The organism is Roseovarius sp. JB2-10, from assembly GCF_055693585.1.
Genome location: NZ_CM146337.1, coordinates 2,467,034 through 2,493,320, shown reverse-complemented (window position 1 = coordinate 2,493,320; position 26,287 = coordinate 2,467,034). Strand labels below are relative to the sequence as shown.

Genomic DNA, 26,287 nt, shown 5'->3' with positions numbered 1-26,287 from the left:
GCAAAAAATGGGGTGCCGTTGCGCCGCTGCGAAAATCAATCGAATTTTAAACAAGCGATGACATCACTCGAAAGAGCGGTGCCAATCTGACCGTTGGCGCCATCAGCATTTGCAGGAAAGGGATGCCATGGCTTTGAGTGTGGATCGCACGTTGCGACGGGCAAAAACCCATGAACGCGGGGGGCAGATGGCCGATGCCATCCAGTGTTACCAGCAGGTTTTACAGGTCTTTCCCGCCAACGCCCGGGCCAAAAAAGCGCTCGACCGGTTATCGCATGTGCAAAACACACCGCCCAAAGCCGAGCTTCAGGCCGTGCATGCCGCCTATACGCAACGGCGGTTTCAAACGGCCTTTGACGCAGCAAAGGGGCTGAGTGCACGGTTTCCCGGGTCCGAACCGGTTTGGACTCTTCTGGGCGCTTCGGCCGTGGGATTGGGGCGTTTGGAGGCCGCCCGGGAGGCGTTCGAGACTGCCGCACAGCTTGCCCCGTCGTCAGTTCAGGCACACGCAAATCTGGGGGCCGTCTACGAACGCCAAAAGAAGCCGAAAGACGTGGTGGCGTGTTTTACCCGGGCGCTAGATCTCGCCCCGGGCGCGGCCCCGTATCTGCAGGCGCGGGCCACTGCCTATGTGGCACTTGGTCAGAACGCGGAGGCGGTGGAGGATTTGTCGGCCATTGTGTCGACAGACCCCGGCAACATCGAAGCGCTGATCACGCTGGCAGAAACACTGAGTGACATCGGGCATGCCGAGGATGCAATTGCCCTGTTGTCAGAGGCGCAAGAAACGCATCCCGGTGACCTCCGCATTGCGCTATGCATCGCTACAACCACCCTAGAGGCCGGTGATCCGGCACGTGCCATCGTCACGCTGAAAGAGGTCCTCGCTCAAGACCCGGGTTCGGTGAAAGCACTGAACAATCTGGCCTCTGCTTTCTATGCCATGGGCGATTATCAGGGCGCGCAGGACGCCTGTCAGTCCGCCTTGAAAATTGATCCAACTCACGCGCGCGCGCATCACAACCTGGCGAATGTTCATCAACGGCTGGGTCAGATTGACCAAGCCATCCATCACTATGGCCAAGCCGTTGCGCTAAACCCCGATTTACATGCCGCATTGGCGCAGAAACTGCATTTTCAGGCCCAGATTTGTGATTGGCAGGCACAAAAGGAATTCGACGCCGTGGCCAATTCGCTTGGACTGCGCGGAGAGCCTGTATCGCCCTTTGCCCTATTGGGATTTGAAGATGATCCCGCCCGACACCTGCAGCGCGCGGCGCATTATGCCCGGCAATGGGATATGCCACGCCATTGCTTTGAACCATGTGCACCCAAAGAGCGCCTGCGGATTGGCTATGTGTCCGGCGATCTTTTTGATCACGCGACGCTGTTTTTGCTGAACGGTGTGCTGGAACAGCATGACAAAACCCGGTTTGAAGTCATCGTCTACGGGCTGAACGCGCCGCGTGAAAGCGCGCAGTTCGACCGGCTCCGCAGCAATGTCGCGCAGGTGGTTGATCTGCACGAGGCGTCCGATACTGACGTCATCACCCGGTTACGGCAGGACGCGCTCGACATCGCCGTTGACCTCAAGGGCTACACGTTGGGCGCGCGCCCTGCCCTCTTTGCCGCCGGCGTGGCCCCCGTCCAGATCAACTACCTGGGCTATCCCGGCAGCATGGGCATGACAGCAATGGACTACATCATCGCTGACCCGCAGGTCATTCCCCCTGCGCAGCGCCCGCATTACGCAGAACAGGTGATTTACCTGCCGCACAGTTACCAACCCAACGATGACCGACGGCTGATTTCTGACGTCCTGGTAAGTCGCACAGACATGGGATTGCCCGAGGATGCGCTGGTTCTGTGTTGCTTCAATCAGAACTACAAAATCTGCGAACAGGTGTTCCGTATCTGGATGCGGGTCTTGGCGCAGGTCGACAATGCCGTGCTGTGGCTGATGAAAAGCACGCCGGTGGCCGAGAAAAACATGCGGAATGCGGCCAAGGCACATGGCATCGAACCAGCACGTTTGATCTTTGCCGACAAACTGCTGCAGGATCGACACCTCGCGCGCCACCGCCTGGCCGATCTCTTTCTGGATACCTTTGCCTATAACGCCCATACTACGGCCAGTGATGCGCTTTATGCGGGGCTGCCCGTTGTCACCCGGCCCGGTGCACAATTTGCCGCGCGTGTCGCCTCAAGTCTGCTGCACGCGGTGGAGATGCCCGAGCTGATTGCGCAGGACAGTGAGGCCTACGAGGCGCTGATCCTGCGTCTGGCAACAGACCCGGCCGCCCTGTCGGACATCCGGCAAAAACTTGCGGGCAACCTGCCCGCGGCGCCGCTGTTCAATACACGCCTCTACACCCGGCATCTGGAGGACGGGTACCGCGCCGCGTGGGACAATTGGCAAGAGGGCCGCGCACCGCGCGATATACATGTGGCGTAACGCTTTGGCGGTGCCAAATGGCACATACGTGACTAATGGAGTTTGTTACGAATGCGGCGGATCATCCACCACACCAAACCCACAACAGGCAATGTAACCAACGCCGTGATCATACCCTTGCTCAGATTCAGCACATCGCTGAGCGGATAGAGAAGGTACCCGGCCAGCGACACCGCGTAATAGCTGATTGCCACAACGCTGAGCCCTTCGACCGTGCGCTGCAATCGCAATTGCGTGTCAGCCCTTTGGTTCATGCTTTCCAGCAATATCTGGTTTTGGGCGCTGCGCTCCACATCCACCCGCGTTCTGAGCAAGTTGCCGGCCCGGAGAGCCCGGTCGGACATGTTGCGCAGCCGGTCCTTGGAGGATGACACCGTGCGCATCGCCGGCGAAAACCGCCGCATCATGAATTCCGAAAATGTCTGGCGGCCCTCAAACCGTTCTTCGCGCAGGACCTGAATCCTTTGTGACACTAGTCGCGAATAGGCTTCTGTCGCCCCAAACCTGAACGACGATTGAGCAACCATCCATTCCAACTCACCGGAGACATCCAGTAATTCCTGAAGCGTATCTTCGGACCCCGCCAGCCCGCCGGACATATCCCCCATCAACCGGCCCAGACGCCCATCGATATCGCCCATATGCTTGCCCATATCGCGTACCCGGCTGAAGCCCAGCATCGACATGGTTTTGTAGGTTTCAATCTCACACAGGCGCTGTACCACGCGGCCAATACGGCGCGGACCAGTACCCGGCATGACGCTGACCAGAAATCGCAAATGACCCGCGGAATCGATCCGGAAATCCCCGGCAACAATTGCTGAATTATCCAATACCCGCGCCACGGCCACGCTTTCGGGAACAAACCATTTGGTCAGCTCCTCGCGCAGCACTTCATCACTGTTCCACGGGGCCACGCGGATCAGACCGGATGTGATGCGTTGCCCCGGCGCAGTTTCCAGCCAGTCTTCCGGAAAAACCTCAAAATCGGCGGGATCGAATGGCCGCTCGCTGATCCCGTCGATCAGTGCCGTGTAGGTCACAAACTCCGTGTGGCTTTCCCATTTCAGCATGAATTGACCGACCTGCCCGAAGTAATGCGTCGCCTCGGGTTGCGGATGCGGCGCGCCGTGCCGGTCCAGGAGTTCCAGCAGATGGTCCCGATCCGCCGCACGGTCACGCTTGGCCGCGTCAGTCGGGCGTTTGATGGCGAGATACACCGCCCGCGCCGGCAGGCCCACCGACGGGAACGGGCGCGCATGCAATTCATTGGCCAGCGCATAGCGCAGCGGGTGGTCTTGGATCGGGGGCATTGCAGCTCTCCTGGGAATCGGGGCACCATAGCGGCACACCCTACGCATTGAAACCTATTTTTTCCTTTATCCACAATAGGTTAAGTGAATACTACCGTATACAGGCCACCGACATGCTGCCAAAATAGGCAGAGCCGCCAGATTTGCCGCGCATCGCGTTTGGGTTTCGGCCTTTTGCGCCTGTCCACAGGTGTCGGGTACGGATGTCGGGCGCGGGGCACACCCGCGCCCGGAGAAACGAAAAAGGGCCCGCGCGGTGCAGGCCCTTTTCCGTGGTATTCTCCAAACAGGTCGATGCCACTGAAACACTGGCGACCGGTTTGCATGTCGAATGCGTCAGTCGATCTTGGACAACAGCGAGCTGACACTGTCTTTGGCATCGCCGTAGAACATCCGGGTGTTTTCTTTGTAAAACAGCGGGTTTTCGATGCCGGAATACCCGGTCCCCTGCCCGCGCTTCGAGACAAACACCTGTTTCGCCTTCCAGCATTCCAACACCGGCATACCGGCGATGGGGCTGTTGGGATCATCCTGCGCGGCAGGGTTCACGATGTCATTCGACCCAATCACGATGGCCACGTCCGTCTCCGGAAAGTCCTCGTTGATCTCGTCCATTTCCAGCACGATGTCATAGGGAACTTTGGCTTCGGCCAGCAGCACGTTCATGTGTCCCGGCAGACGCCCGGCGACCGGGTGGATCGCAAAGCGCACGTTTTTGCCCTTGGCGCGCAGCTTGTTGGTCAACTCGCTGACCGCCTGTTGCGCCTGTGCCACCGCCATACCGTAGCCCGGGATGATGATGATGCTGTCGGCCTCGTTGAGCGCCGTGGCAACGCCATCGGCGTCGATCGCGACCTGCTCACCTTCAACGGCCATCTGCTCACCCGCAGCGCCGCCAAAGCCGCCCAGGATCACGCTGACAAAGGAGCGGTTCATGGCTTTGCACATGATGTAGCTCAGGATCGCACCGGACGACCCCACAAGTGCACCCACAACGATCAGAAGGTCATTGCCGAGGCTGAAGCCAATGGCCGCCGCCGCCCAGCCGGAATAGCTGTTGAGCATCGAGACAACCACGGGCATGTCCGCGCCACCGATGCCCATGATCAGGTGATACCCGATGAAGAGCGCCAGCAGGGTCAGCACGAAGAGCGTAATGAAGCCGCCGCCCTGGAAATACCAGATCGCAAAAATCAGCGACAGACCCGCCGCGGATGCGTTAAGGATATGACCGCCCGGCAATTGCTTGGCTGCGCTGTCCACCTTGCCCGCAAGCTTGCCATAGGCAATCACGGAGCCGGTGAAGGTCACCGCACCGATCCAGACACCCAGGACCAGTTCGATCTGCAGGATGGTGATTTCAATGGGTTCTTTCTTGGCCACAAGCTGAGCAAAAGTGCCCTCGATCGTGTCACCTGCCGCTTTGGCTGCTTCAACGGCGGTGATGGTAAAGTCAGCGTTGAAGCCCACAAAGACCGCCGCTAGGCCGACCAGCGAGTGCATGATCGCCACCAGTTCCGGCATCTGTGTCATCTGAACACGCGTGGCCAGTTGGTATCCAACGGCCGCGCCACCCGCGATCATGACGAGCGAGACAAACCACAGGCCCGAACCGGGGCCAAACAACGTGGCTACAACCGCAAGCGCCATACCGGCAATGCCATACCACACAGCGCGTTTCGCGCTTTCTTGTCCTGACAATCCTCCGAGTGAGAGGATGAAGAGGATCGCCGCGACCACATAGGCCGCAATCGTGAATGCGTTTTCCATTTGCGTAATCCCCTACCTTAAGACTTTTGGAACATGGCGAGCATCCGCCGGGTCACGAGGAACCCGCCAAAGATGTTCACCGATGCCATGAAGACCGCCAAGGCAGCCAGCAAGGTGACCAGCACGCCGGACGATCCAATTTGGATCAGCGCGCCCAGAATGATGATCGAGGAGATCGCGTTTGTCACCGCCATGAGCGGGGTGTGCAGGCTGTGAGCCACGTTCCAGATGACCTGGAAGCCGATGAAGACCGACAGGACAAACACGATGAAATGCTGCATGAAACTTGCGGGCATTCCGGGGATTGCACCAATCCCCAATACCAACGCGCCACCGATTGCCAGGAGGCCCACTTGGGTTTTGGTCTGCTGTTTGAACGCGTCCATTTCAGCGGCGCGTTTTTCTTCAGGTGTCAGTTCTCTGGGCTCCTCCTTCTTGGGCTGAGCCGCAATTGCCTGCACCTTGGGTGGGGGCGGCGGGAAGGTGACCTCCTTGGCGTGGGTCACCGTGGCCCCGCGGATCACGTCATCTTCCATGTCATGCACGATCACGCCGTCTTTTTCCGGCGTCAGATCCGTCATCATGTGGCGGATATTGGTGGCATAAAGGCTCGACGATTGTGCCGCCATCCGGCTCGGGAAGTCGGTATAGCCGATGATCGTCACGCCATTATCTGTCACGATCTTTTCGTCCATCACTGTAAGCTTACAGTTGCCGCCCTTTTCCGCCGCGAGATCCACTATGACCGAACCGGCCTTCATGGATTTGACCATGTCTTCGGTCCAGAGCTCGGGGGCTTCGCGGTTGGGGATGAGCGCCGTCGTGATCACGATGTCGACCTCGGGCGCCAGTTCGCGGAACTTGGCCAGCTGTGCTTCGCGGAACTCTGGTGAGGAGACCGCCGCATACCCACCTGTGGCCGCGCCATCGGTCTGTTCTTCCTCGAAATCCAGATAGACGAATTCAGCGCCCATGGATTCCACCTGTTCGGCCACTTCTGGCCGCACGTCAAAAGCGTAGGTGATCGCACCCAGGCTGGTTGAGGTCCCAATCGCGGCCAAACCGGCCACACCGGCACCAACGACAAGAACCTTGGCCGGGGGCACCTTGCCCGCCGCCGTGATCTGACCGGTGAAGAAGCGGCCAAAGTTGTTACCCGCCTCAATCACCGCGCGGTAGCCCGCGATATTGGCCATCGAGCTCAGCGCGTCCATCTTCTGCGCGCGGCTGATCCGCGGGACCATTTCCATGGCCACTACGGTTGCGCCCTTCTTGGCGGCTGACTTCATCTGGGCTTCGTTGCCGCCCGGATTAAAGAACGAGATCAGCGTCTGACCGTCGCTCAACCGTTTCATTTCCGCTTCCGTGGGCGGGCGCACTTTCGCCACCACATCGGCTGCTTTCCAAAGAGCGGCGGCGGTTTTGACAACCTCCACACCGGCTTCTTTGTATTGTTTGTCTGAAAAACCAGCCGATGCACCGGCTCCGGCTTCGATCACACAGTCATGACCCAGTTTTTGCAACTGAGTGGCTGAATCCGGCGTCATTGCGACTCGGTTTTCGCCCTCGATGACCTCTTTAGGTGTCCCTATCTTCACTGTACCGTTTCCTCTTCTGGCAATTCCGCTTGCCCGACCGCCCTGATCGGTCGTCGCTCTCTTAACGTCAAACGTCGTTATTTCACAAGGCCACCCAAGGTAGGATGGTCACTTTGTCCCATCTCCGTCAGACCCATCGACGCGTTTTTTCGCAATACCGGGCGAAATCCGCCCGAAACTTGCGCCGCAAGCGATCTTCTTCTGCGATAATGAACCTTTTTTCAATCACCCAGATGAAAATAGGCACCAAAGGCAGCGATAAAACCGCATCCCACCGGAGAATCAGGCCCGCCAGGATCAACGCATCGCCCAGATAGATCGGGTTGCGCGTGCGCGAAAAGATACCACTGGTGATGAGACGTGCGGCCTCCATATGCGGGATAACGGTGGTCTTGTGGCGACGAAACTCTGCAAAGGACAGTGCCATCAGCACCAGACCGCCCCCCACCAGAAGCCCGCCTGCGAACCCGGCCCATGTGCCGCCAAACGTCAGCCCCATCGGGGTGTAAGCCGCCTGAGCCCAGGCCAATGCTGCAAAAAACCCCAGCCATATGGGTGGTATGTCAATCCATTTGAACATGGGTGCCCCCTACCCCGATCTGTCCGCAGACAAAAGCGCGCGACTTGTCACAGCCCGACGTTTTGCTAGGCTGCGCCCCATGTCTCTATCAGGCAAACACGCATTGGTCACAGGGGGTGGTACGGGGATCGGCCTTGCCATCGCCCGGGCGCTGGCCGCCGAGGGTGCCGAGGTGACGATCACCGGTCGGCGCGCCGAGGTGCTGGAGAAGGTCGCGGGCCCCGGCATGCATGCCGCCGTGATGGACGTGACCGACGAAGCCCAGCTGTGCCAGACAATCGCCGAGGCGGTGCGCCAACGCGGACCTGTTCAGATATGCATTGCAAATGCGGGTATTGCCGAAGGCCGCGCCGTGCACAAAACAGATGCCGCGTTTTGGCGACGCACCATGGCCACCAATCTGGACGGCGCGTTTTTCACCATTCGCGAGAGCCTGACATCGATGCGCGATACGCAGTGGGGTCGCATGATTGCCATATCGTCCATCGCCGGGCTCAAGGGGTTGCGCGGGGCCGCGGCCTATACCGCGTCCAAACATGGGATGGTGGGCCTTATCCGTGCCCTCAGCGAGGACTATCTGGGCACGCCCTACACATTCAATGCCGTCTGCCCCGCCTATGTAGACACCGACATTGTGACCCGGAACACGGCCGCCATTCAGGAACGCGCCGGCGTGAGTGAAGACGAGGCCCGCTCGATGATGGTCAATGCCAACAAACACAAGCGGCTGATCCACCCCGATGAGGTGGCACAAGCCGTGCTCTGGCTCTGCGGTTCAGGGTCTGACAGCATCAACGGGCAAACCATTGAAATTGCAGGCGGAAAATTTTGACATGACCCGCGACGAATTCAATGCCTTCTGCGGCGGCCTGACGGCAACCAATCACGTGGTGCAATGGGGAAATGCGGATGTCTGGAAGGTCGGCACCAAGGTGTTTGCCGTTTGCGGATGGAATGACGGGCGCGACGCCTTCACGTTCAAAGCCTCCGACATTGCTTTCGAGGTGCTGAGCGACCAGCCGGGCATCCGGCCAGCGCCTTATCTGGCCTCTCGCGGGCTCAAATGGCTACAGGTCTATGATCTGCCCGGTCTGTCGGACGACGAACTGCGCGATCATCTGATCGCATCCTATCATCTGGCGGCGGCAAATCTGAGCAAGAAGAAACGCACAGAATTGGGCATTCCTGAAAAAAGCTGAATGATTCAAGCTGCTTGCGGATTGAACTTCATAGCAAAAACCGCGCCTGCCTGCTGCTTCAGCTACAAACACCCCCTCCAGATTGCGCGCAGTATTCAACGCTACACTCTTCGATTGAAAAACCGCAATTAGAACAGATTTGGCCGAAAATTTACCCAAATCCATACGCAATTGCGCCGCAGCGCCCTCCTAAACTACGCGTCGAGAACGAGCGGTGATTTCCGTCACCCAAGCCCAAAACGGGCGCGAATGAACAGGTGCAAATCCTAGCTTTGCAAGACAGGAGGGCGTTTAATGCCCACATATACCGTTGGTATTTACGATGTTGATCCAACAACGATCTTCACGACGACGATCGGGTCAACCTTCAGCTGGACCGGCCCCGCCGATCAGGAGGGCACGGCCACCGTCACCGACAATGAGGCCAATTTCCAGGGCTACACGCTCGACGACGACAATAACGGCGCGGAAACAGCGACCGCGAATGTCACCATCGGTGGCAATACGTCCCTAGGTTCCAACGTCGATGCCGAACAAAGCTGGACAATCCGCGATACGGTGACCGGCGAAGAATTCGACGTTTCGCAGTTTCAGGTCGAAAACGGGTCTGCCGCCGGTTTCTATACGATTTCCGAACGCCCCCTCATCCCCGGGCGCAGCTATGAGGTGGTGGCCTTTGACAGCAACCCCAACGTGGCCATCGACGATCCGGGCTTCAATATTTCGAACTATGTCGGCACCGATACGGTTGTCACCGGCACGTCGGGCGATGACACGATCAACAACAGCTACCGCGATCAGGATAATGACGCGGTCAACGACACGACCAATAATGACAGCGTTCAGGCCGGAGATGGCAATGACAACGTCACCACCGGCGCGGGCAGTGACACTGTCGAAGGCGGTGGTGGGGATGATACGATTTCCGGCGGTGGCGGTGCGGATGTTCTGCATGGCGACAATAATGGTACGCCGACCACATCCTCGGAGTTCCTGAACTGGGAAGCCGCTGACAACGACGAAGATGACGTCTCGACCGGGATCACCCAGATCACCGGCGAAATCGAGGTGACAGTCGGCTTTAGCAACGATGGCAACAACTCGGCCACATTCACCATCGAAAGCTCCGATACCCAATACGAAGATACCGGTGAGCCGTTCAACACCACCTCCTCGCTTGCTCTGTTTGGAGACGGGGATGCCGCAACGTCGACCACAACAATCGATTTTGCCGCCGCCCCCAACAGCACCTATTCCGATGAAGTCGAGAATGTCAGCTTCCGGATCAACGACATCGACAGTTTCGCCGGCAACCACACGGATACGGTGACCATCAACGCGTTTGACGCAAATGGTGATCCCGTCACGGTGGTTCTGACGGCCGAAGGTGATGATACGGTCTTGGGCAACACAATCACGGCTGGTGGCGCGCTGGATGATCCCGATGACGCCAACGGCTCGGTCCTTGTCGAAATCGCGGGTCCGGTGTCGCAGATCGAAATCGTCTATTCCAACGGCCAAAACGGCACCCATGGGATCAACGTAACGGATATCCATTTCGACGCGGTGCCCCCCGAAGACGGCAATGACGTCATTGATGGCGGCGACGGTGCTGACCAGATTTTCGGTGAAGGCGGCGATGATACGCTTGGCGGCGACAGCGGCGATGACACGCTGGACGGCGGTGCCGGTGATGACAGCCTGACCGGTGGCACCGGGTCCGACAGCATGGTCGGCGGGGCCGGTGACGACGCGTTTAACGTGGCCCAGGGCGATACGGCAGAAGGCGGCGACGGCGATGATTTCTTCACGCTGACCGATCTGTCAGAGGCTGGCAACGACAGCATCACGATCATTGGTGGCGAAGGCGATGAAACCGACGGTGACACGCTGCGCCTGACCTCTGACATTTCGCAAGCCGACATAACCTTTACCAACACAGATGATGACGCGGGCGGCCTGTCGGGCAGTTTCACCATGGCCGATGGCACTCTGGTGACGTTCAGCGAGATCGAGAACATCATCTGTTTCACGCCAGGCGCGATGATTTTGACACCCCACGGGGAGCGCGCCATTGAAACACTGCGCGCCGGTGATCTGGTGATCACACGCGATAACGGACCACAGCCTATACGCTGGTTGGGCAATCGGGCGGTGCCGGGCCTGCAGCGCTTTGCACCCGTCCGGCTTGAGGCCGGTGCGTTGGAAGGCATCACCCAGCCCTTGCTGGTTTCGCCCCAGCACCGGTTTTTGTTCTCGGGGTACCGGGCGGAATTGCTCTTTGGCACGTCCGAAGTTCTGGTGACCGCCAAGCATTTGGTGAATGACCTGAACATATGCCAGATCGAATGCCCTTCAGTGACCTATCTGCATCTGATGTTTGATCAGCATGAGGTGATATACGCAAACGGCACGGCCACCGAGAGTTTTCACGCAGGTGACATCGGGATTTCGGCCATTTCAGATCAATCACGCGATGAGATGTTCGCGATTTTCCCGGAACTTCGCAGCAATATCGGCGCCTATGGCGGTACGGCGCGGACCTGCCTCAAGGCCCACGAAGCGCGCCTTTTGGCGCCAGAGCGACCGTCGATATCGGGGTAATGCCGGCCTCAGGCCGTTTTTAAGGCGGGTGAACGGCGTCCGGATTGCCACGCGCGCGCCGCATCGCCAAAGGCGGAAAAGAGCGGGCGGCTGACCGGGTCATGTGCGGCATTCCATTCCGGGTGCCACTGCACGGACAGGGCAAACCCCGATGCGCCTTCCACATAAATCGCTTCGGGCGTGCCGTCTGGCGCGTGACCATCGATCACAATCCGTGGTCCGGCCTCTTCTATGCCCTGACCATGCAGCGTGTTGGTCATCACTTCGGTGGCGCCCATCAACCGGTGAAACGGGCCACCCTCGCGGAAGGTCACCACGTGGCGCAACGCAAATTGCTCCTCCAGCGTGCCATCGGGTGGCATCCGGTGATTGTCGCGGCCGGGCAGATCCCGAATTTCGGGGTGCAATGTGCCCCCCATCGCCACATTGACCTCCTGAAACCCGCGGCAAACACCCAATATGGGTTGCCCCCGCTCAACGCAGGCCCGCACCAGTGGCAGGCTGAGCGCATCGCGTTCCCGGTCAAAGGCGCCATGCGCATCGGTTTCTGCGTGGCCATATTCCTCCGGGTGGACATTGGGGCGACCGCCAGTCAACAAAAACCCGTCGCACACGTCCAGCAGGTCATTGATGTCCGCAACTTCCGGGTCCGACGGTATGATCAAAGGCAAACATGTCGCGACCTCGGAAATCGCGGTCACATTGATCCGCCCGGAGGCATGGACCAGATACCGTTCTTCGATTTCATACCGGTTGCCAACAATACCAATGACCGGACGCGTCATGTTATTCCCCTGAACAGTGTCTCTGAGACTTTAGTATATGCATCAAATTGATAATAAAACACCAATCCCCGCACAGTGTTTCGCGCGCTCATGCACCTTATGGTAACGGCAGGATCTTAGGTTCTCCAGCCGTGGGCGGCGGCATTTGGTGCCAAAACGCACCCCTGTTCTGGCCACAAGCATCCCGGACAGGGCAGGATGTCGTCGTCCACACCAGCACATTACTTGCAGCCACGTGTCAGTGCGCTACACCTGTCAAAACCCCGATGACAGGAGAGCCCGCCCATGCGTGATGCCGCCCCTCAAACGATCTATCTCAAGGACTACACTCCGTTTGGTTATCTGATTGATGGCGTCACGTTGACATTTCGCCTGCATCCAACCGAAACGCGGGTCATCTCACGCATCAAATTCCGGCCCAATCCGGATGCGACGGATCATCGGTTTTTCCTGCATGGTGAAGAGCTTACGCTGATCAATGCCAAGATCGACGGTGCTCCGGTGACCCCGCAACACGTGGATGGCGGATTGACCTGTGACGTCCCCGATGCGCCGTTCCTGTGGGAGGCTGAGGTTCAGATTTCACCCCAGACCAACACCGCGCTGGAAGGCCTATATATGTCGAACGGCATGTATTGCACCCAATGCGAGGCGGAAGGGTTTCGCAAAATCACCTATTACCCTGATCGTCCGGACGTCATGGCCCGTTTTGACGTGCGCATCGAGGGAAAGGAGCCGATCCTGCTGTCCAACGGCAATCCCGGTGACGCGGGCGACGGTTTCGCCGAATGGCATGATCCCTGGCCCAAACCGGCCTATCTCTTTGCGCTTGTGGCGGGCGATCTGATCAACCATCCCGACCGGTTCACCACCAAATCCGGCCGCGATGTCGAATTGAACATCTGGGTGCGCCCCGGGGATGAACACAAATGTGCCTTTGGCATGCAAGCGCTCAAGGACAGCATGACTTGGGACGAAAATACCTATGGCCGCGAATATGATCTGGATATTTTCAACATCGTCGCGGTCGATGACTTCAACATGGGGGCGATGGAGAATAAAGGGTTGAATATATTCAACTCTTCCGCGGTGTTGGCCAGCGAAGAAACCTCGACCGACATGAATTTCGAACGGATTGAGGCGATTATCGCCCATGAATATTTCCACAACTGGACGGGCAATCGCATCACCTGTCGCGATTGGTTCCAGCTGTGCCTGAAAGAGGGTCTGACCGTGTTTCGTGACGCACAATTCACGTCAGATCTGCGGTCCGAACCTGTCAAGCGTATCTCAGACGTGATTGCGCTCAGGGCCCGTCAGTTTCGCGAAGACAATGGCCCGCTGGCGCATCCCGTTCGCCCGGACAGTTTTGTCGAAATCAACAACTTTTACACCGCAACGATCTACGAAAAAGGCGCGGAACTCATCGGCATGCTCAAAACACTTGTGGGGGATACGGCCTACTACAAGGCGCTCGACCTCTACTTTGAGCGCCACGATGGAGATGCGGCAACCATTGAAGATTGGTTACAGGTCTTCGAAGACGCCACCGGCCGCGATCTGACGCAATTCAAACGCTGGTATGAACAGGCCGGAACACCACGGCTGAGCGTCACAGATGACTTCAAGGATGGCACTTACACCCTTCATTTTGAACAAAAAACACCACCAACGCCCGGACAGGACACCAAAGACCCCAGGGTACTCCCGATTGCCGTGGGTCTGCTCGATCCAAACGGGGCTGAGGTACAGCAAACCACCGTGTTGGAAATGACCCAAGCGCAGCAGAGTTTCTCTTTCTCAGGTCTGGACGCACGCCCAACACCATCGATCCTACGTGCCTTTTCTGCCCCTGTGATCCTCGAGCGCGAGGTCACCAACGCCGAGCGCGCATTCCTGTTGGCCCATGACACCGATCCGTTCAACAAATGGGAGGCCGGGTTGAGCCTCGCCCGCGAGGGCTTGATTGACATGATCTGCAATGGTGCCGCACCTGATGCCGGCTATCTGGATGCGGTAGAAACCATGGCGCGCGATGATGCGCTTGATCCCGCATTTCGCGCGCTTGCACTGGGGTTGCCCAGTCAGGACGATTTGGCACAAACCCTGTATGACCGTGGCCACACACCCGACCCGCAGGCCATTTGGGATGCGCAGGAAACCCTGCGGCAGGCCAAGGCACAGGCCCTGCAGGATTTGGCCCCGCGCCTATACGCGCAATACCAGATCAGCGCGCCCTACCAGCCCAACGCAGAGCAATCCGGCGCCCGGGCGCTGGCCAATGCCGCCCTGTCGATGATCACCCGTCTGGACGGCGGCGCACAGGCCAAGCGCCAGTATGACAGCGCCACCAATATGACCCAGCAACTGGCCGCCTGGTCGTGTTTGTTGCAGGCCGGAAACGGCGCGGAGGCGACCGATGCGTTTTACGCACAATGGCAACATGACCGGCTGGTGATCGACAAATGGTTCGTGTTGCAGATCATTCATGCTGATCCCGCCGAAACGGCTGATACCGCGGCAGGACTAACGGAACACCCTGATTTCACGATGAAAAATCCAAACCGCTTCCGGTCCACACTTGGCGGGTTGAGTGCCTCCGCCGCTGGCTTTCATCACAAAAGCGGCAAGGGATATACCGTGTTGGCGGATTGGCTGATCAAGCTTGACCCGCTGAACCCGCAGACTACGGCGCGCATGTCCACAGCGTTTGAGACATGGCGGCGGTATGACAAGGATCGGCAGGCGCTAATCAAGGTCCAGTTGGAGCGTATTTTGGCAACGCCTGATCTGAGCCGCGACACAACCGAAATGGTCAGCCGCATCCTGTCGGCCTAAAGGGCGGGATCAGTTCAGATCGACGCTGGCCACTTCGATTGGGCGCGTTTTGGGCCGGACCGCGTTCATCGGTTTGCAATAGGTTTGGTTCCGGGTCCACTGGATCATGTCGTTTCGTTTGGCGCGGCTGTGGAACGGCCCCCAATCGGCGGCCACACCGCGCATGCCTTGTGACACAACGCCATCGCGCGGCACCGTCACGGTCATGATCCGGATCGCGCAGGAAAGGTTTGCCGCGCCGTCCTTCAGCGCAGCGCCAGAGCGCGCCCGGCACTTATAGCCACGCGCGGTCCCGGGCGAAATTTGCAACAGGCCAAACCATTTGCCGCCCCCGCCCACGGCGCGTGGCTTATAGGTGCTTTCGTGTTTTGCCAGCGTCGAGAGCAGCCCAACCCAGAATGCGCGGCGTTGCGCTTCGTCCGCACTGGTATAGGCCGGACACCAGGTTTCGATGTCGCGCGGAACGGTTTGCGGCAGTCGCGCCCCATGCTCTTTGAGGGCGGACAAGGCCGCCCGGGTCCACAATTGTGCCTCGGGGCGGTTTTCCCACCGTGTGCGCGGTAAATTGCCCTCCCGCGCGGGCGGTTTGGGCTTTGCCATGGCAAAGTCGCGTGTTTCAGTCTCTGCAGACATGGCGAATCCTGGCATCAGGGCCAGTAAAACAAGGGCGGCAGCGCGTTTCATCAGGGCATTCTGACCGGTTTGCCTCCCCTTGGCAACGCCCCTGCGCGGCCTGTATTTTTCCCTGCCTTCTCCCAAGGCCGGACATGTTTTGGCCCACAAAAATCGTCATTCTACAGGCGAAACACATGTTGGAGCCGCAATGACGACCCCTTTTGAAACCGGCAAATCCTTGGCAGGTTCTGTCTTCAAGACGCTGAAGACGGCTCTGCCAGAGCGCGCGGTTCCTTCCGTGATCCGCCGCAAGCCGGATGTCGACATGGATGTGCTGACCAAACACATCATTTTGCCCTCCCTGCCCGTCACCGATGAGGAGATGGCCCGGGCGGCGCATCAAGACAATGGTCAGAAGCTGGCCCGGCAGGAGAATTGGAAAGAGCTGTCGCGCCTGATCCGATATGCCGAAGATTGCCGCCTGAGCACACCCGGAGGCGAATCCGCGGCGATGCTCCTGGCCTTTGGCGCGCGCAGCGATGTCGTTGCCGTGGCAGAAGATGCGCTCTACGACGAAGCCGAACCCAGCCCCGACGGGATCAATGCGCTGGAAGAAATGCTGGCGGAGCATTACGGCGATTATGCTTGTGCTCTTGTGACCGCGCTTGCGCATATCGATATCGGATGGGCATGGCGCAACACGACGCCCGAAGGGGGCAGCGACACGCACACCTTGCGGTTCAAGGAACATTTCAAACGCGCCGATGACATTCTGGGACCGTTTGACGGGGTCGATCTGGATGCCCCATCCCTTGCGGCAGCGCAATGCGCGCTTCTGGCATCGCGGCGCCAGCCCGGCAACCGCGTGGCCGATGACTATGAAACACTGATCGACCTTGACCCTGACAGCCCGCGTCACATGCGGGCCCTCGGTCAACATTTGCTGCCCGCCTATTACGGTGACTACAAGAAACTGGAGCTGGAGGCCCGGCGCACCGCCGCACGCACTGGCGAGATTTGGGGCGCTGGCGCATATTCATGGGTGTATTTCGACGCTCTGGCACTGGACCGGTTGGCGCTGGACCACCTTGATTGCGATTTCTTTATCGAGGGGATGAAAGACATCCTCAACGCGCGCAAGGAACAGCACCTGACCAATCTTCTGGCGGCGTTTTGTGCAATCACCATGGGGCCAGATACAAAAGAACCACGCAGGTCCGCTCCGGCCGAAGCGTCGCGCAAGAAACTACATGAGTTCTTGGACTGGATCCTGACCTGCCACCTTCAGGAATTGCATCCCCTGATCTGGTCTCAGACCTTGCTCAGTCCGGGTTTGACGCCACCCCTGCCCTCCCGACGTGCTTTGGTGGCCAAGGGGCGTCAAACAGCGTTGCGGGTGATCGCTGAACGTTTTGCGGATGACATTGCCAGCGGGAATTCCATCGCGTTCTCATCGGCGGGCATGTACCGGCTGCCTGCGCTGTAACGCCACCAGTCTGTCAAGATTTCAGTCAAGATCGGGGGTGTGTTTTGTGCCCCAACTGCGCAATGCACTCATCACCGGTGCCAAGGCCTGACCCTTTTCCGTCAGCTTGTATTCAGATCGCGGTGGGTTGGTCGAATATTGATGGCGCACCAATATGCCCGACGCTTCCAGCCGCTTCAAACGGCCTGACAGTGTATTGGGCGACACCTCGAGCACGTCCTGAAGGTCCTGAAACCGCCGGGACCCTTCCAAAAAGAATTCGCGCAGGATCAGAAACGACCATTGGTCGCCCATTACGTTTGTTGCCCGCACAATGGGGCAGTTTTCTCGGCCATGCTTGGTCATGAATTGCAATATAAGATCTAAATTCAAAATGTGAATTGACTCCTATTTACGTAGTTACTACGTAAAACGTACCTTACTAGGAGCTCAAAATGCTAGACGTTTTCTTTCTCGGGTATGTTCACTTTTTCGCTGTTTTGTTGCCGGTGTTCACAGTCTCAATTGTAACCATCGGCGCCCATGAGGCCGGGCTGACAGGACCAGCTCTACGGCGCGCTATTCTGGTTCCATCAGCGGTTTTTGGCCTTTGGTTCGCGCTTGCCATGGCCCTGTCGGAATTCAACTTCTTCAATGTTCCCGATACCTTAGCCGAACCTCCTACCGTGCTTGGGTTTCTCTTTATCGGCGCATTTATCCTGTGGGCTTTGGCGCGGTTGACGCATACCGGACGGCGGGTCAGTGACCATGTCGATATTGGCCTGCTGAGCGCGTTTCAGATCCCGCGCGTCATGGGGGCGCTTTTCCTGATCGGGTGGGTCATGGGCGTCATCCCGTGGCAGTTTGCACTGCTGGCAGGTCTTGGCGATATCTGGGCGGGTATTGCCGGGTATCAGGCGTGGGTCGCCGTGCGACGGGGTGCCGCCAATGCGCGGCGCAAGGTTATTCAGGCCACAGTGATCGGCATGTTGGATTTTCTGGTCGCGGTTCTGGTCGGGATCACCACGTCAGAGGGGTTTTTGCACCTCTTCTCACCGGACATGCCCAACATCATCAACCTGCACCCGCTTGCCATGTTTCCGGGGTTTTTCGTGCCGCTGTTCCTGGCGTTCCATCTGGTGACGCTGAGCCGCCTGCGTCGCACCAGTGCATCTTTGGTGACCGCCTGAGGTGACAATCCACAAAAAAACGCGCGCATCTTGGTAGATGCGCGCGCATATGTGTTAGCCGATGTTGCGTCGATCAGAAGATGAAGTCGCCCGCATCCAGATCGCTGAGGTTCACCCGCTGCAAAAGGATCGAGCTGTCGTCCGATGTTTCGATCAGGACATTGCCGCTCTTCTGCTTGGCCGCATCGCGTACATCGCGGAAGCTGTCGAAGCCGGTCACGCCGCTCAGATCGATTTTCTCTGCGTTGTTACGCGCGTTGAAATCTGCGATCGTGTCACGGCCATGTTTATTGGTGAACACGAAGGTATCAGAGTTGTTACCGCCCTGCAGCCAGTCATTGTCCGACCCGCCGTTCAACGTGTCTTCGCCAGAACCGCCTTTGATCTTGTCATTGCCGCGGCCACCGTCGAGGTAGTCGTTACCGTTGCCGCCGAGCATGATGTCGCGGTCGCCCTGGCCGTAGAGTTTGTCGTTGCCAGAATTACCTTCCAGACGATCGAGGCCGTTGCCGCCGTAGATTTCATCATCATCGTCGCCGCCAAGCAGTCGATCCGCACCGCCACGACCAATAATCGTATCTTCGCCGTCGCGACCGGAGATTTTGTCTGAACCGCCGGTGCCAACAAGACGCTGATCCTCCGGATGTGGTCCATCATCATGCGGCTCGTCTGGCGAATGGCTGTGATCATCATGATCGTGGTCATGGTCGTGATCATCCTCTTCCGCTGGCGGAGGAGGTGGTGGCACGTCATCACCGGCGCTACCATCATTCTGTGGTGCACCATCTTGGACGCCGTAAATCTGTTGAATTCCGTTGATGTCATCCGCCTGCAGGCCGATTTTCCTGACGTTCGGTGTCATGATGGAATTGCCGGTGGTGTGACCCAGACCGAGCGAATGACCAATCTCGTGCAAGACAACCGCTTCAAAGAGTGCAGGGTCGTTGTTGAACTGGTTTATCGTGTCGAGCAGGATATCTCCCGCGATAGCTGAGCCGAAAGCTGAAGGGTAAAATGCGAAGCCGGCTGTGCCTCCCGGAATTTCACCAAAAAAGATGCGGATATCTGCGTTTTTGCCGGTTCCGGCCGCGCCGCCCCGATCTGCGACTTGCTTGAATTCGATATCACCGTATTTGGACCATTCCGCGAATGCGCCCGCAATCACTTCGGCGAAGTCGTAATCCAGAAAAGTATCCCCTGTGGTAGACTTCTTAGTGGACGTGTTAAAGCGCGAAATATCCAATCCCGCGCCTGCCAAACTCCACGTCACTGTTCCCCCTGGGGTACCAAGTTTGCTCGATCCCCACTTCGTTCCCACTACATTTGCCAATTCAGACACCTCAATGCTTATTGTCGTTCATCCCACGGAAACCCAAACCATTTCCCATGAAGACACTCAACAATGTTCCCATCGCCCCCCTCTATACTCGCGGGATTCCGCCAGCCGTTAACCATGTATGTGCGAAAAAAGGCGGAAATATGCTGGTTACGTCCCACCGGCGCCACATTCGATGAGAAATCTCTTGCGTTGGCGGTAATTTGCCCATTCGGAAATTTTTCGGATTCAACGGATTTTGACGCGGTGATTCTGGACCTGTTCGCCTTAAGCGTTAACCCAATTGGGAGGCCACTCGCTTTACCAGAGTATCGATTCGCGTGATCCGCCCATCAGTCCTGTTTGCGAGGGCCGTTGGCACAGATCAGAAGAGAAATTCATCCGCATCCAGCATGCCTAGCCGAACATTGACCAACAGGACTGAACTGTCTGCGCCAGTATCGATCTTGACCCCGAAGAGCGTGTTCTTGGAGGCCGCCCGCACATCTTCAAAATCATTGAGCGTGCTGACGCCGCTCAGATCAATCTGTTCTTCGACGTTAAAGGGATTGAAGTCGACAACCCTGTCATGTCCATGGCCGTCCGCAAAGATGAAAACATCGGGCTGAGTGCCCCCACCAAGGTTGTCATCACCGCCGCCGCCCTGAATTTCGTCGCGGTCCGATCCGCCACGCAGCTTGTCGGCGCCGTCACCGCCTTCCAGCGTGTCATCCCCCCGGCCGCCACGCACCACGTCCACACCGGCATCGCCGCGCAAAAGATCGTTGCCGCCATTGCCGAAAAGCTGATCGTCATCATCGCCGCCATTCAGGGTATCGTCACCGTCCTTGCCCTTTAGCACGTCATTGGCGCCGCGACCCGATAGATTGTCGTCGCCATCATCTCCTATCAGGCGGTTTTCGGCGTTATCGCCGGCAATATTATCGTCCCACGTGGAGCCCACGACCTTTTCAATGCTGATCAACGTATCGCCGCGGCCATCGCCAAAGCCACCGACATTCGGGTTGAGCATGTCCACCCCAACCCCGGCAAAAGCCTCCCGGTAATCGACCGTGTCGAGACCGTCTCCACCATCGAGCGTATCGGCCCCCGCGCCGCCGATCAGGAAATCCTGGCCGTTTTCGCCATTGATCAGGTCTGCACCGCCGCGGCCATAGAGCATGTCGGCGCCGTTGCCGCCGTTGATTGTTTCCTGCGAATGGCCCGCACGGATGACATTGTTCTGACCGTTGCCGTTCACGATCATGCCGTCCTGACCATAAAGATACTCGAACTTTCGCGCGCCTTTCAGATCGTAGACCGTGGGCGCGCCGTCCTGCACACCGTAAATGCCTTGGATGCCCTCAATGTCATCCGGCTGCAATTCGCTGACCGAAATGATGGGCGTCAGGACTGAATCGTCCTCCACATGATCAAGGCCCAGTGAGTGGCCCAATTCGTGAATGACCAGACCCCGGAAGAAATCCCTGTCATTATTGTAGCGGTCGAGCGCGTCCAAAAGGACATCACCAGCCGCTGCAGAAAGACCAAAAGTGGGGAAAAACCCGTAGCCGACGGTTGAGCCCGGAATATCACCAAAGAATATCCGGATATCGGCCTTCTTGCCCGTCCCGGCCGGGCCGCCGCCATCTTCGATCTGGATCAGGTCAAGCTCACCATAGCGCGACCATTCCGCAACCGCGTCGCGAATGACTTGCTCAAAGTCAAAATTCAGGAAGCTTTCACCAGCGATCGACTTGCCTGCGCCAACGGGGAAACGATCGATGTTTTCTCCACCACCGGCGATACTCCAGGTGACCGTGCCGCTCGGCGAACCGAAGGCCGAAAAACCCCATTTTCTGCCAACAAAATTTGGCATCTCAGACCCCCCTGTCTGACCCTTCAGAACTCGTTACCTGCGCATCAAAATGCGCCTTCTCAGCCGGGGCATGTCAAAAACCACGCTCACCAACCGCAAACTCAGAGGATCATAAGGGCACTGTGCTGGCGAACAAAAGGGCAAAATTAACCATTTGCAAAATGTGATCACGCAAAAAATGCAGGGTCTTGCAGATCTACATCTTTAGGTTGTTTTCAGCAAATTAAAGCAATTAATACGCTGATACTTATACTTTATTTTTGGTGGTCATATGTTGCCTGCCTGCAGAAAAACACCTCGGCAGGCAACAAAACACAATCATAGCATGAATTCGATATTGATGCCGAACGTCGTCGTGGCGAACGAAAAATCTTGCTCACTTAAATCCTCGAGACGTACGCCATTCAACAATATTGAGCTAGACGCACCGGTATTTAGCAATGCGCCATCGTCCGTATCTGTCGAGACAGCGATCAAGTCCGCAAGACCATCAAATGCTTCAAAGTCCCTTAGGACAATCACTTCAGACCGGCTGTGCGGATTAAAATCTTGAATAACGTCATGGCCGTGATTTTCGTTGAAAATGAATGTATCTGCGTTCATTCCACCATTCAGGATGTCGTCGCCTGAATAGCCGGTCAGTTCATCTTTTCCTGAACCTCCGCGTAGCTCGTCATTGCCGTCGTCGCCTTGTAACTCGTCGTCACCTCTGCCTCCATGCAGGAAATCCTGGTCATCGCCACCAATCAGCCGATCACGACCGCCGCCGCCTTCCAGCGTGTCGTTCCCTGTACCGCCACTTAGCGTGTCATGTCCACCTTGGCCACGCAGCCAGTCATCTCCACCGCGCCCCCCAAAAGATCGTGACCGGTCTGTCCATCAAACCGGTTGTCCGTGCTATCTCCTTGAATCACATCGTCTTTCAGCGAGCCAATCACGCGCTCGATATCAATCAATGTGTCACCCAATGCGTCGCCACCCACACCAAAGGGCTGTTCCAGGTCGAGCACAATGCCAAGCTTGGAATTACGGTAGTCAGCGGTATCGTAATCCGCACCGCCATTCATAATGTCAGCCCCCTCGCCGCCTTTGAGCGTGTCATCACCGGCTGCGCCGCGCAATTGGTCCTGCCCCCCGCGACCGACCAAAATGTCATTGCCGTCCGCACCGTCCATCGTCTCGTTGCTGCTGGTGCCACGGATTTTGTTATTCCCGTCACTCCCGATGGCCGCGAGATCATCATTCTTGGTCTTGAGCTGTACAAAGGCACCGGAGACGTCATAGGTCTGCTCGCCCTCATCCTGATTGCCGTAGATCGCGCGAATGCCATCGCGGTCGTCACGCGTGAGGTTCGACCGGCTGATCACGGGCGTCAAAACAGAACCGCCCGACACGTGCCCCAACCCCAGAGCGTGGCCGATTTCATGCAACACCAGCCCTTTGAAAATAGCGCGGTCGAAATTGTACAACCCGCGCTGATCCAGCAGAATATCACCGCCGATGAAGTCGTCCGGGTTCGGAAAGGCACCAACGCCCAATGTCTGACCCGGCAGCTTGGCGAAATAAATGCGGATGTCGCCGCTGCCCGAGCTTCCGGCGCTTGAGCCACTGTCGGCCACCTGCTGGAATTCGATATTGCCGTATTTCGACCATTCCGCGAACGCATCGGCAATCACCGACACGTAGTCGAAATTCATGAAGTCATCACCGTCGACGGACCGCCAAGGCCTTCCAAAAATATCGACCGGTCTTGTGAAGAAATCCGAGATGACCGTTCCGCCATCCGCCACGCTCCATGTGACGGTTCCACCGGGTGTTCCGAGCGTGGGGTCACCCCACTTTGTTCCAACGATATTAGGCACTTGTTACGACTCCGCTTAGTGTTGAGCCTGTATACCGACAATTCAACTTAAAAGACCACCCATACCGTGGCGGAAATTGCAAAAACACACCGTTTCCAACCCCTTGCCCGTACCCCTTTGCTGGATTAGAACCAGCGGGCAGCAATTGAAGAGGCACCCCTATGTTGGACCTGACCTATGAAAGCCCCAAACCGCGTGTGATCGCGGGGGCAAAACATGATTGGGAACTGGTGATCGGCATGGAGGTTCACGCGCAGGTGTCCTCGAACGCCAAGCTCTTTTCCGGCGCTTCCACCCGGTTTGGGGCCGAACCCAATTCAAACGTCGCCTTTGTGGATGCTGCAATGCCGGGGATGCTGCCGGTGATCAACGAATATTGCGTGGAACAGGCCGTGCGCACGGGGCTTGGCCTCAAGGCGCAGATCAACCTGAAATCCGCCTTTGACCGCAAGAATTACTTCTACCCTGATCTGCCTCAAGGATACCAGATTTCCCAGCTTTATGAACCACTTGTGGGTGAAGGCGAAATCCTGGTCGATATGGAGCCGGGCATCGCACGTCTGGTACGGGTCGAGCGCATTCATATGGAACAGGACGCGGGCAAATCCATCCACGACATGGATCCAAACATGTCTTTCGTCGATCTGAACCGCACCGGCGTCGCCCTAATGGAAATCGTCAGCCGCCCCGATATTCGCGGGCCAGAAGAGGCCGCCGCTTATGTCACCAAGCTGCGCCAGATCCTGCGCTATCTGGGCACCTGTGATGGCAACATGCAAAACGGCAATCTGCGGGCGGATGTGAACGTTAGTATTTGCCAGGCGGGTCAGTACGAAAAATACCGCGAGACCGGTGATTTTGGTCATCTCGGCACGCGGTGCGAGATCAAGAACATGAACTCGATGCGGTTCATTCAGGCCGCGATCGACTACGAGGCACGTCGTCAGATTGGGATCGTGGAAGCGGGTGGCGAAATCGTTCAGGAAACGCGGCTCTATGATCCGGACAAGAACGAGACTCGCTCGATGCGGTCCAAGGAAGAGGCGCATGATTATCGCTACTTCCCCGACCCCGATCTGTTGCCGCTGGAGATCGAGCAAGCTTGGGTGGATGACATCGCCGCTTCGCTGCCGGAGCTTCCGGATGCCAAAAAGGCGCGGTTCATGGGCGAATTTGGCTTGAGTGAATATGACGCCAATGTTTTGACGGCCGATGTGGCCAACGCGGCCTATTTTGAGGAAGCGGCGGGGGGCCGTGATGGCAAGCTGACCGCAAACTGGGTGATCAATGAACTCTTTGGGCGCCTCAAGAAGGATGACCACGATATCACCGAAAGCCCGGTCAGCCCGACGCAATTGGGCGGGATCATTGATCTGATCGCCTCCGACGCCATTTCCGGCAAGATTGCCAAGGACCTCTTCGAGATCGTCTATACCGAAGGCGGCGATCCGGCGAAAATCGTCGAAGAGCGCGGCATGAAACAGGTCACCGATACCGGTGCCATCGAGGCCGCGGTGGATCAGATCATCGCCGATAATCCGGCCCAGGTGGAAAAGGCCAAGGCCAACCCGAAACTGGCGGGCTGGTTCGTGGGTCAGGTGATGAAAGCCACCGGCGGCAAGGCCAACCCCAAAGCGGTCAACCAGATTGTGAGCGCCAAGCTGGGGCTTTGATGTGACGCCAGCTTTGCCGCTGAAGCTGTCTTTCCTGTTTTCTGATTTCGAAATGCATGCTTCAGTTCTTGACTGAAAGAAGATATTTGTATCCGTGGCTTACTCATCGGTTTAAACCCCGGCGGATTTCTACGTAAATGAAAGTATAAGTGTGCGCGTCACCGTTGTTTGAATGTAGATAAGTGAACCAATCTAAATGAAGTCGAACTTTTGACGTGTTAGTTGAGTTTTTAAAAGACCATAAAGTGATCGTTCATTTGGGCGCTCACAAGACAGCTACAACTTACATACAACAATCGCTCGGCGATCAGCGTGAGCGGCTCAAAGCTGCCGGCGTTTCATTGTTGTTGCCCAGTGATTTACGCGTGACTGGCCTGTTCCGGAAACTGGCAAAGCATAATGGACCGAAAGAGATTTCGGCGAGTTCTGATGTACGGCATATTGAAATAATCCAACTCCTAAATGGCATTGCAGCACATCCGGAGACGAAGCGGATTATTCTATCAGAAGAAGCTATACTTGGATCCACTAACAACAACCTCGACGAGAGATCTTTGTATCCAGATCTAAAGTCCAAGCTTGGCAAACTCCCATCAGAGTTCGACCACCCAAATGTGACTTTCCTTTTGGCGCTTCGCGATTATGGTGCGTTTATCTCGTCCAACATTACAACAGCGGTGAGAACCGGCGACACTTTCAACTACCAAGACTTGCGCACCGCTTTTTTGGCGCTTCACAGAACCTGGGTGGATATAGTCTCCGAAATTCACTCAGTCTTCCCGGCAGCCAACTTGAAAGTTTGGCGATATGAAGAGTTTCAAAATCTGGAGGCCACTGTTTTTGCCGAATTGGTAGCGAGTTTTGAGTCAAGATTAGAATCTCGCCCAAATATCAGCCTCTCACAGGATGCGATGAGGCGCATTTCTCATGTTCTCCGCAAACAGGGCCGTTTTGCCGAGCCAAGGAAAGTCGTCAGGAAGGCAACTCGAAAATTCCCAGTTTCAATTTCTAATCCGCCGTTCTCCCTGTGGTCTGAAAAACAGTTGGCTCATCTCTACTACTGTTATGAGATACATTGGCATGAAATTTGCGCTCGCTTTCCAGAAAGCACCTTGGGAAAGTAAAGCGAGGCTGTATCTTCAGGGA

Annotated in this window: 20 protein-coding genes; 9 read left to right on the top strand and 11 right to left on the bottom strand. The window is 57.2% G+C overall.

What is annotated here, in order from left to right; translation table 11 throughout:
• Positions 1 to 127: 127 nt before the first annotated feature.
• On the top strand, positions 128 to 2,455 hold the full coding sequence (locus tag ACZ1HJ_RS12500; protein ID WP_472718993.1) for a tetratricopeptide repeat protein: 2,328 nt from the start codon (positions 128 to 130) through the stop codon (positions 2,453 to 2,455).
• Positions 2,456 to 2,487: 32 nt separating this feature from the next.
• Here ACZ1HJ_RS12500 and ACZ1HJ_RS12495 read toward each other — a convergent pair whose 3' ends face one another.
• The 4 genes from ACZ1HJ_RS12495 to ACZ1HJ_RS12480 form a co-directional block, all read right to left on the bottom strand.
• Positions 2,488 to 3,768 (bottom strand): DUF3422 family protein, encoded by a 1,281-nt coding sequence (locus ACZ1HJ_RS12495; RefSeq protein WP_472718992.1) that lies wholly within the window; start codon positions 3,766 to 3,768, stop codon positions 2,488 to 2,490.
• A 336-nt stretch (positions 3,769 to 4,104) separates the two neighbouring features.
• Positions 4,105 to 5,538, bottom strand: a complete 1,434-nt coding sequence (locus ACZ1HJ_RS12490) for an NAD(P)(+) transhydrogenase (Re/Si-specific) subunit beta (RefSeq protein WP_472718991.1) — start codon at positions 5,536 to 5,538, stop codon at positions 4,105 to 4,107.
• Between the two features lie 17 nt (positions 5,539 to 5,555).
• Positions 5,556 to 7,136, bottom strand: a complete 1,581-nt coding sequence (locus tag ACZ1HJ_RS12485) for a Re/Si-specific NAD(P)(+) transhydrogenase subunit alpha (RefSeq protein ID WP_472718990.1) — start codon at positions 7,134 to 7,136, stop codon at positions 5,556 to 5,558.
• 127 nt (positions 7,137 to 7,263) lie between these two features.
• Positions 7,264 to 7,716 (bottom strand): methyltransferase family protein, encoded by a 453-nt coding sequence (locus ACZ1HJ_RS12480; RefSeq protein ID WP_472718989.1) that lies wholly within the window; start codon positions 7,714 to 7,716, stop codon positions 7,264 to 7,266.
• Positions 7,717 to 7,795: 79 nt separating this feature from the next.
• Here ACZ1HJ_RS12480 and ACZ1HJ_RS12475 point away from each other — a divergent pair, with 79 nt between their 5' ends.
• From ACZ1HJ_RS12475 to ACZ1HJ_RS12465, 3 genes are all read left to right on the top strand, one after another.
• On the top strand, positions 7,796 to 8,548 hold the full coding sequence (locus ACZ1HJ_RS12475; protein ID WP_472718988.1) for an SDR family NAD(P)-dependent oxidoreductase: 753 nt from the start codon (positions 7,796 to 7,798) through the stop codon (positions 8,546 to 8,548).
• A gap of 1 nt (position 8,549) precedes the next feature.
• Complete coding sequence (locus ACZ1HJ_RS12470; RefSeq protein WP_472718987.1) at positions 8,550 to 8,915, top strand: MmcQ/YjbR family DNA-binding protein; 366 nt, start codon at positions 8,550 to 8,552, stop codon at positions 8,913 to 8,915.
• A gap of 294 nt (positions 8,916 to 9,209) precedes the next feature.
• Positions 9,210 to 11,519 (top strand): Hint domain-containing protein, encoded by a 2,310-nt coding sequence (locus ACZ1HJ_RS12465; protein ID WP_472718986.1) that lies wholly within the window; start codon positions 9,210 to 9,212, stop codon positions 11,517 to 11,519.
• An 8-nt stretch (positions 11,520 to 11,527) separates the two neighbouring features.
• Here the strand turns inward: ACZ1HJ_RS12465 and ACZ1HJ_RS12460 are convergent, their stop codons facing one another.
• A complete protein-coding gene (locus ACZ1HJ_RS12460; protein WP_472718985.1) occupies positions 11,528 to 12,304 on the bottom strand; it encodes a gamma-glutamyl-gamma-aminobutyrate hydrolase family protein in 777 nt (258 codons plus the stop codon).
• A 285-nt stretch (positions 12,305 to 12,589) separates the two neighbouring features.
• On the opposite strand from ACZ1HJ_RS12460, the gene pepN reads away from it, so the two are divergent.
• The gene (gene pepN, locus ACZ1HJ_RS12455; RefSeq protein ID WP_472718984.1) at positions 12,590 to 15,142 is read left to right on the top strand and encodes an aminopeptidase N; all 2,553 of its coding nucleotides are present in this window, start codon (positions 12,590 to 12,592) and stop codon (positions 15,140 to 15,142) included.
• 9 nt (positions 15,143 to 15,151) lie between these two features.
• On the opposite strand, the gene ACZ1HJ_RS12450 is transcribed toward pepN, so the two are convergent.
• Complete coding sequence (locus ACZ1HJ_RS12450) at positions 15,152 to 15,826, bottom strand: transglycosylase SLT domain-containing protein (RefSeq protein ID WP_472718983.1); 675 nt, start codon at positions 15,824 to 15,826, stop codon at positions 15,152 to 15,154.
• Positions 15,827 to 15,965: 139 nt separating this feature from the next.
• On the opposite strand from ACZ1HJ_RS12450, the gene ACZ1HJ_RS12445 reads away from it, so the two are divergent.
• Entirely contained in the window at positions 15,966 to 17,243 is a 1,278-nt protein-coding gene (locus ACZ1HJ_RS12445; protein WP_472718982.1) for a hypothetical protein, read from the top strand.
• 21 nt (positions 17,244 to 17,264) lie between these two features.
• Here the strand turns inward: ACZ1HJ_RS12445 and ACZ1HJ_RS12440 are convergent, their stop codons facing one another.
• Positions 17,265 to 17,537: a winged helix-turn-helix transcriptional regulator gene (locus ACZ1HJ_RS12440; protein ID WP_472718981.1), complete on the bottom strand. Its 273-nt coding sequence runs from the start codon at positions 17,535 to 17,537 to the stop codon at positions 17,265 to 17,267.
• A 140-nt stretch (positions 17,538 to 17,677) separates the two neighbouring features.
• On the opposite strand from ACZ1HJ_RS12440, the gene ACZ1HJ_RS12435 reads away from it, so the two are divergent.
• Positions 17,678 to 18,412 carry a hypothetical protein gene (locus ACZ1HJ_RS12435; protein ID WP_472718980.1) on the top strand — a complete coding sequence of 245 codons (735 nt, stop codon included), beginning with the start codon at positions 17,678 to 17,680 and terminating at the stop codon, positions 18,410 to 18,412.
• A 73-nt stretch (positions 18,413 to 18,485) separates the two neighbouring features.
• On the opposite strand, the gene ACZ1HJ_RS12430 is transcribed toward ACZ1HJ_RS12435, so the two are convergent.
• From ACZ1HJ_RS12430 to ACZ1HJ_RS12415, 4 genes are all read right to left on the bottom strand, one after another.
• A complete protein-coding gene (locus ACZ1HJ_RS12430) occupies positions 18,486 to 19,682 on the bottom strand; it encodes a matrixin family metalloprotease (protein ID WP_472718979.1) in 1,197 nt (398 codons plus the stop codon).
• 430 nt (positions 19,683 to 20,112) lie between these two features.
• Positions 20,113 to 21,606 carry a matrixin family metalloprotease gene (locus tag ACZ1HJ_RS12425; RefSeq protein WP_472718978.1) on the bottom strand — a complete coding sequence of 498 codons (1,494 nt, stop codon included), beginning with the start codon at positions 21,604 to 21,606 and terminating at the stop codon, positions 20,113 to 20,115.
• A 318-nt stretch (positions 21,607 to 21,924) separates the two neighbouring features.
• Positions 21,925 to 22,437 (bottom strand): calcium-binding protein, encoded by a 513-nt coding sequence (locus ACZ1HJ_RS12420; protein WP_472722205.1) that lies wholly within the window; start codon positions 22,435 to 22,437, stop codon positions 21,925 to 21,927.
• A complete protein-coding gene (locus ACZ1HJ_RS12415; protein WP_472718977.1) occupies positions 22,407 to 23,468 on the bottom strand; it encodes a matrixin family metalloprotease in 1,062 nt (353 codons plus the stop codon). Before ACZ1HJ_RS12415 ends, ACZ1HJ_RS12420 begins: the two co-directional genes overlap by 31 nt.
• A gap of 161 nt (positions 23,469 to 23,629) precedes the next feature.
• On the opposite strand from ACZ1HJ_RS12415, the gene gatB reads away from it, so the two are divergent.
• Together gatB and ACZ1HJ_RS12405 are read left to right on the top strand one after the other, a co-directional pair.
• Entirely contained in the window at positions 23,630 to 25,141 is a 1,512-nt protein-coding gene (gene gatB / locus ACZ1HJ_RS12410) for an Asp-tRNA(Asn)/Glu-tRNA(Gln) amidotransferase subunit GatB (protein ID WP_472718976.1), read from the top strand.
• A gap of 215 nt (positions 25,142 to 25,356) precedes the next feature.
• Positions 25,357 to 26,265, top strand: coding sequence for a hypothetical protein (locus ACZ1HJ_RS12405; RefSeq protein WP_472718975.1), 909 nt, complete (start codon positions 25,357 to 25,359; stop codon positions 26,263 to 26,265).
• Positions 26,266 to 26,287 lie beyond the last annotated feature (22 nt).

Bases quoted from the DNA above. Each gene is read 5' to 3' on its own strand.
- ACZ1HJ_RS12500 (WP_472718993.1), top strand. From the start codon at position 128: ATGGCTTTGAGTGTGGATCGCACGTTGCGACGGGCAAAAACCCATGAA.
- ACZ1HJ_RS12495 (WP_472718992.1), bottom strand. From the start codon at position 3,768: ATGCCCCCGATCCAAGACCACCCGCTGCGCTATGCGCTGGCCAATGAA.
- ACZ1HJ_RS12490 (WP_472718991.1), bottom strand. From the start codon at position 5,538: ATGGAAAACGCATTCACGATTGCGGCCTATGTGGTCGCGGCGATCCTC.
- ACZ1HJ_RS12480 (WP_472718989.1), bottom strand. From the start codon at position 7,716: ATGTTCAAATGGATTGACATACCACCCATATGGCTGGGGTTTTTTGCA.
- ACZ1HJ_RS12475 (WP_472718988.1), top strand. From the start codon at position 7,796: ATGTCTCTATCAGGCAAACACGCATTGGTCACAGGGGGTGGTACGGGG.
- ACZ1HJ_RS12470 (WP_472718987.1), top strand. From the start codon at position 8,550: ATGACCCGCGACGAATTCAATGCCTTCTGCGGCGGCCTGACGGCAACC.
- ACZ1HJ_RS12465 (WP_472718986.1), top strand. From the start codon at position 9,210: ATGCCCACATATACCGTTGGTATTTACGATGTTGATCCAACAACGATC.
- ACZ1HJ_RS12460 (WP_472718985.1), bottom strand. From the start codon at position 12,304: ATGACGCGTCCGGTCATTGGTATTGTTGGCAACCGGTATGAAATCGAA.
- pepN (WP_472718984.1), top strand. From the start codon at position 12,590: ATGCGTGATGCCGCCCCTCAAACGATCTATCTCAAGGACTACACTCCG.
- ACZ1HJ_RS12450 (WP_472718983.1), bottom strand. From the start codon at position 15,826: ATGAAACGCGCTGCCGCCCTTGTTTTACTGGCCCTGATGCCAGGATTC.
- ACZ1HJ_RS12445 (WP_472718982.1), top strand. From the start codon at position 15,966: ATGACGACCCCTTTTGAAACCGGCAAATCCTTGGCAGGTTCTGTCTTC.
- ACZ1HJ_RS12440 (WP_472718981.1), bottom strand. From the start codon at position 17,537: ATGGGCGACCAATGGTCGTTTCTGATCCTGCGCGAATTCTTTTTGGAA.
- ACZ1HJ_RS12435 (WP_472718980.1), top strand. From the start codon at position 17,678: ATGCTAGACGTTTTCTTTCTCGGGTATGTTCACTTTTTCGCTGTTTTG.
- ACZ1HJ_RS12425 (WP_472718978.1), bottom strand. From the start codon at position 21,606: ATGCCAAATTTTGTTGGCAGAAAATGGGGTTTTTCGGCCTTCGGTTCG.
- gatB (WP_472718976.1), top strand. From the start codon at position 23,630: ATGTTGGACCTGACCTATGAAAGCCCCAAACCGCGTGTGATCGCGGGG.